Source organism: Flavobacterium sp., assembly GCF_021151785.1.
Classification (GTDB): domain Bacteria; phylum Bacteroidota; class Bacteroidia; order Flavobacteriales; family Flavobacteriaceae; genus Flavobacterium.
Map to the genome: position 1 here is coordinate 24,044 of NZ_JAGKWP010000016.1, position 6,096 is coordinate 30,139.

Annotated in this window: 5 protein-coding genes; 3 read left to right on the top strand and 2 right to left on the bottom strand. The window is 35.5% G+C overall.

What is annotated here, in order from left to right; genetic code table 11:
* Window positions 1–27: 27 nt before the first annotated feature.
* Window positions 28–2,151 carry a hypothetical protein gene (locus tag QZ824_RS02995; protein ID WP_291274552.1) on the bottom strand — a complete coding sequence of 708 codons (2,124 nt, stop codon included), beginning with the start codon at window positions 2,149–2,151 and terminating at the stop codon, window positions 28–30.
* 972 nt (window positions 2,152–3,123) lie between these two features.
* Between QZ824_RS02995 and QZ824_RS03000 the strand changes: the two genes are divergently transcribed.
* Together QZ824_RS03000 and QZ824_RS11720 are read left to right on the top strand one after the other, a co-directional pair.
* The gene (locus QZ824_RS03000) at window positions 3,124–3,453 is read left to right on the top strand and encodes a hypothetical protein (protein ID WP_291274553.1); all 330 of its coding nucleotides are present in this window, start codon (window positions 3,124–3,126) and stop codon (window positions 3,451–3,453) included.
* 4 nt (window positions 3,454–3,457) lie between these two features.
* Window positions 3,458–4,018: an archaeosortase/exosortase family protein gene (locus tag QZ824_RS11720; RefSeq protein ID WP_366844158.1), complete on the top strand. Its 561-nt coding sequence runs from the start codon at window positions 3,458–3,460 to the stop codon at window positions 4,016–4,018.
* A 510-nt stretch (window positions 4,019–4,528) separates the two neighbouring features.
* Here the strand turns inward: QZ824_RS11720 and QZ824_RS03005 are convergent.
* Window positions 4,529–5,254, bottom strand: coding sequence for a TIGR02206 family membrane protein (locus QZ824_RS03005; protein WP_291274554.1), 726 nt, complete (start codon window positions 5,252–5,254; stop codon window positions 4,529–4,531).
* A gap of 119 nt (window positions 5,255–5,373) precedes the next feature.
* On the opposite strand from QZ824_RS03005, the gene QZ824_RS03010 reads away from it, so the two are divergent.
* On the top strand, window positions 5,374–6,096 hold a 723-nt coding region (locus QZ824_RS03010), incomplete at its 3' end, for a family 20 glycosylhydrolase (protein ID WP_291274555.1).

Genomic DNA, 6,096 nt, shown 5'->3' on the forward strand with positions numbered 1-6,096 from the left:
TTGAATTAATTTGAATTGATTAAATATTTAATTATGATTTATTGTCGTTGTTAAGGGTATGGCATTTATGTTCCACGAATAGGTTTTCCAAGGGGAAGCGTTACAAGTACTACAATTGGAAACTCTAACCCGAATATAATTTATTGTTCCGCTAGCAGTAAGTACTGGAACTGTAGTTGAAGGAGTTGACCAATTTATACCATCTGATGAAGACGAATATTCTAAAGGACAAGATTCACCTCTTTCCGTTCCATAGGTACAAGAGCTATTAGCTATGGTGAGTGTTGTTCCCATACACACAGCAGCTAAATTGGGCGATTTTTGGCATGAAGGTTCATTTGGATCGGCTACTATGGTAATCACCTTTGGATTTGTATATACAGTATTTCCGCAGCCATCTGTTATTTTGCATCTATAAGAATACACACCAGGGGTTAAAAGGGCATCTGGATCATAGGAACTACTCGTTGCACTTGTAATGTTACTGCTATTTAATTGCCATTGATAGGTATAACTTCCATTCCCACCACTAGGTACGGTTGTAAAAGTTAATATACTTGGATTAAACCCTACACATTTAGTCAATGCTGTGGTGTTGTGAGCTCCGGCAGTTAAGGCGGTAAAAATTGTAATACTCTTAGTTTGAGAAGTACTTGTGCCACAGCCATTACTAGCCGTTACCGAAATTGTTCCACCTGTATTTCCTGCGGTTACAACAATAGCATTTGTTGTGCCTCCTGAAGTTTGTGTCCAGCCCGAAGGTAACGTCCAATTGTAAGTCATTTCAGGAACATTGGTTACAGAATAAGTAATTCCGGTTGCATTTGCACATACTGTTGATGCTCCTGTAATTGTTGATGGTGTTGCCGGTGTTACCCCTGTTCTACTTACTGTAAATGTTCCTGTAGTACTAGAGGTACTGTCCCAATGTCCAATATAAATATAGTATCTGGTATTTAATGTTGTAGTAAAAGTATATGTTTCGGTTCCATTTGAAAAACCAACATCTAAACTGATAATTAGGCTCAAACTACCACAACTTCCACTCAAAATAGTCATCTCTTGATCAAAACCATTAGTACCTGTTGAAGATATCGTTGTGCTTTGTCCATTTCCAAGAAACGTGTACCAAACACCATATCTAGATGCATATACACCTCCTCCAGGAGCGGTTTCAGCTATGGTTCCTACCGTTGTTCCTGCTAAATTTAAGATCCCACAAGTTAAACTGGTTGCATTTGCACATTCATCATTTACTGGTAGTGTAGAAGTACATGAGGTACATTGAATGCTAGAAGTATTAGCTACGGTAGCTGTTTCACACAAAGAATTTTTTGTGTAGTGAATAAAATAATTTCCTGCCGCAGTAGCTGTCCATGTTAATGGCGAGTTTCCTTGTGAGACTATAGTTCCATTGTAGGTAGATGAACGAACAGTAATGTAACCACCACCACTATAGGTAGACACAAACGTACTAGGGGTGCTAACTACAACTTGATTATAACTGCTTTGATATTGGCTTGTCGAAATAGTTAATGCCGTTGTTCCAGTTGGGGCATTGATAGAAGTACTAGGAAACTGACTGGTATTTGTACATCCACTAGAAGTTGTGCTTACATTAACATCGCAAAACGCCAGATTACCATTATTTTGAGTACTGTATGTCCATCTGAAATATCTTGAAGTTGATAAAGGTGTATCTGTAAAAACGGTTCCAGCGTTTGCCGTTGTAATGTTTGTTGTGGTACTATTTATGGTTCTTAAAACAGTCCATGAATTGCCATCTACCGATTCTTCAACTGTAAATATTCCTGACCAATCATTAGTGTTTGTACCAGTATTAGCTTTAATTTTATATGATAAACTAGTTGCTACCCCTGTGAAATTCAATAATAGATAATCACCGGAGTCGTTAAATCTAAGTGATGTACTACAAGGGTTGGTACTGTAATCATTTCCTATACCGAACTGGCTAAAACCTTGAGGTAATGCTGATTTTGTCATTGCGCCAGTTGAAATAGGAAGCGTAGCGGGTGTTTGAGAAAACAACTTTCCAGAAATTAAAAGGAGCAATAAAGCAAGACATCGTAAAATGCCTTGTAAATATGTTGCGTCATTTTTCAGTTCGATAAAAAGTTTTTTCGAAAACATTTAAAAATAGAGAGATTAATTTTTTACGAATGTATCTAAAAAAAATTAAATTATGATGAAATTTATTGTTAGGAAAAGATTAAAAAACTTTAAAAATCAATAAATTAAGAATTAACTTAATGGATTTGTTAAAAAACACTTAATTTTCTTTTTGTAACCCAACAGGCCAATTCATTTACTTGTAGAAGTGCAATTTTAGGGAGTAAGAAACAAGGAAACCTTAATTCTTATTGTAGACCTTTTTAGCGAGATGTTATTTTAAGAAAGTAGCCATATTGGTATATAATTACATTCATTTTAAACACACGATGAAAATAGGGCACATTTAAAAAGGCAAGCCCCTTAAAATTGAACCCATTGAACAAAAGCGGTTTGTTCTTTGTTTTAAGAGAAAAGACGCTAAAAGGCACTTCTGTATTTACGCTTTTTATGAGTACTATGTTTACTATTTTCATTTTATACGGGATATAAAATCAATTGCTTCATAGTATTTATTTATTTTCTCTAGAGAAATTTTTAAATTTCCCTAGGGAAATCAAACAAATGCCCTAGGGGAATTAGATAAATGCCCTAGGGAAAATTAGTAATTCCCCTAGGGGAATTTAATATATAGTCCTGAGCGCCTGATTTTATTGTACGTTCGAAAGCATAAAAAAGTAAAATGAAAAGCACTTTTTTTTCAAGCGTTTAAAAGGAGCCTATTTTAGTGATTGTTGCAGGCATTTGTTAAAAGATTCTTTGTGGCTTTATAGCCTTAACAACTCTAATTTATAAACAAGTTAATACCAATAGCTCAGAAAAATAAAAAGCCCTTTTGATGATTTGTAAGAATAAAAAACTATATTTGTGTAATGCTAGTTTATAGCGCATATACATCCAATATTGGGTAGATTAGCGCTATAATGTAGCGCATATAAACAAGTTAGCAGCAAGCATATTCGAGAAGAAACCTAATAAAATACAAATAAAAACATGAAAAAAGCAATTTTATTTTTATCAGCATTAATGATTATTGGATGTAAAACAGATAATAAATCAACTGAAACAAACGAAAAAGTTGAAATGCCAAAATTTTCAACTTTGAAAGAAATGTTTATTAGTTCTGCTGATTTTAGTGAAGATAATAACACTTTAAAATTCATCTTCACACTTGCTGCAATTCTTTGCACTACAACTTTGATGGCTCAGGGTGTTCCTGATGATCCAGATATCCAAGTTCCAGTTGACGGCGGTATCTTCACCGTTGTTGGATCTGCAGTAGCTTATGGAGTTTACAGATTGAGAAACAAATCAAGCAAGTAATTGTGTGATCGGTTTTGATAATTTAATCGAGCGATATAAGTCGCTCCAAATATCAAAGTCACAAAAACACTTCCTAATAGCCACATTGCTATCATTAGCAATGTGGCCTTTTTTTTATTACTGGACGTCATTAGATAATTTCCTATCGGAAAGCCTATTACATACTTCCAGAAGATTTGTTGGACTTTTCACAGGGAAAACCCCTCAACCAATTGTTTATAGAAATTTAGGCAAATTTGTAATGCGTGACGAGCGTGCTTCTCTTCTAATTGGCCACGTTTGTAATGGAAAATCACTTTATTACTTGCTTATTGCTTTTATTTTTGCCATCCCCGATAGAAAACTTAAAACCAAAATCACCTATAGCATTTTAGGTCTAATTATTCTTTACATACTAAATAGCTTACGGATTTCAGCATTATTCCAAATTGCTAAAAAACTACCTGATTGGTTCCATGTTTTCCATCATGATATTTTCCAATATTCAATGTACGCAGTACTTTTTGCCATATGGATCTTTTATCTAAAAAACACAGGAAATTCCCAATCTACCTCGCAGTCTTAATTGGACTTATACTTTCTTTAATTTCCTATCAGCTTTACGGCATTAGCAACACCTATGTCGTATCTGGAAATCCTAACGACCCATATAAGCCTCCATTTGATAATATTTGGTTACGAATTCTTGCCAGAGAGGTTATGATATGGATAATGTTTGGCTTGAATATTATTGCCCTTTATTTTTCCCAGTTAAAAAAGTACAACTCGCTCCTTTTAATCGTTACTATTGTAGTAGACATTGTAACACTAACATTCGCATTAATCAGAACCAAATATGACAATCAAATCATGTTTGATATCTACTCAAATCTACTCGGCTTTCTGGTTTCCGCCATGCCCTACACTATTCTTGTTCTACTTTCGCTAATTCAATCAAATCTCAATTCTACAGAGAAAAAATAACAACCAACGCGTAATCAAAAAATGGGTGGAAAACGCATAGTGTTTTCAATTGCTGTTGAATGATGAGCTGATAAATATTAAGGCACCGTATATCGCCCGGTAAAAAGAAATCCTACTTTCCGGGATCAATCAATCGAATACTTCTCCAATTCGCCAACCCTTTGTGGATGTGATAAAACACATAAAAATGAACCAATACTACCAACTCTAAACTTACAATATAGTATGGCCAATCGCCAATGATCATGGGATTATCAGCCGATGGCTTCTGAGCCAAATACATATAATTGGCACCCAAAAGCCAATCTAACCCGCCAATTATAGGTATCACCAACTGCGTATAGGCAAAAACTCTCAACCACGAATACTTCCTGGGTACAAAACCCATACGCATGGAAGCATATACACTAGCTACTATGATTACCCCGTGGGAAATCGCATAATCGATATGATGATACAAACTTGATCCCGTTGTAATCTCAGGTGTGATAAATGCATGCACAGCTCCTGCACCCCAATAGATCACGAATTCATAAGCCCACTGCTTTTCAGTTAGCATCAAATAACCAATCAATAATTGCGACAATGAACACAAATGCAAAGGCAAACTGGTTTGCAAATCCCAAACGCCATGTGAAACGGCATAGTACTGAGATGTAATAAAATTACCCCAAGCCACCAAGCCCAATACTTTGCCCATATTACGGCGATTTTTCTCTTCTAATCTCCCTCCGATAACCAAATAAACCAAAAACACAACCAAGAATATGGAATTCATCATAATCCAATCTTGTGAACCTATTGGGAGAACATGATGTAGTGCATTTCTGTTTTGCATCCGCGCAAGATACTATGATTTTCAAATAATTAACAAATTTTTGAATCCTAATTGCTACGAAGTAACTTAGCAGAGTTATTAAAGAAATTCAAATCTCCCTAAATACAACCCCCCAAAACATGGTAATTCACACCCCCAAATTCCTGAAGATATTTGCCATAATTATTCTTTATTCGGTAATTGTACAAAACCACTTAACAGCACAGGATCATCATCCACAATCGATGGTTGGACTTAATCCAAACGTTTATGGTTCACCCATGTCTATTCAAATTCCTAAACCCCGAATTTACTTCCAAGAAAAAGGTGTTTTCAACCCATCTAGTACACTTTATTGGTATGCAGATCCACACATTACCAACTTAGCCCCAGAAGCATTGCATCAGCTTACAAACGCCTTAGACGAATTTATCAGCTATACAACACCCAAAGGAATCAACCTAGTACCCACGAATAATATCAAAAAAGCCAAAATTCAAATCCTACTGCTAAATTCTCTGCGTGATCCCAATAACATTTCCCTCCCAACGGTAGAAGAACAAGGATATACCATGGATGTCACGAGCAAAAGTATCACAGTTAAAATTGGAGGCATTCCAGCCATCTTCAACATTATCAGCAATATCCAGCAGTGGATTTACTATTATACTGACATTGCACCTAGCCTATTTCCTGATCAAAATTCCTATCCATTAAATTGCTTCACACTCCGTGATTACCCAGAATATGCCTATAGAGGAATGCACATAGATATATCTCGTCATTTTTTCAGACAAGAACATATCTTCCAATACCTAGATATGATGTCGATGTACAAATTCAATGTACTTCACCTTCATTTA

Coding starts and splice junctions, on each gene's coding strand:
- QZ824_RS02995 (WP_291274552.1), bottom strand. CDS start 2,151: ATGTTTTCGAAAAAACTTTTTATCGAACTGAAAAATGACGCAACATAT.
- QZ824_RS03000 (WP_291274553.1), top strand. CDS start 3,124: ATGAAAAAAGCAATTTTATTTTTATCAGCATTAATGATTATTGGATGT.
- QZ824_RS03005 (WP_291274554.1), bottom strand. CDS start 5,254: ATGCAAAACAGAAATGCACTACATCATGTTCTCCCAATAGGTTCACAA.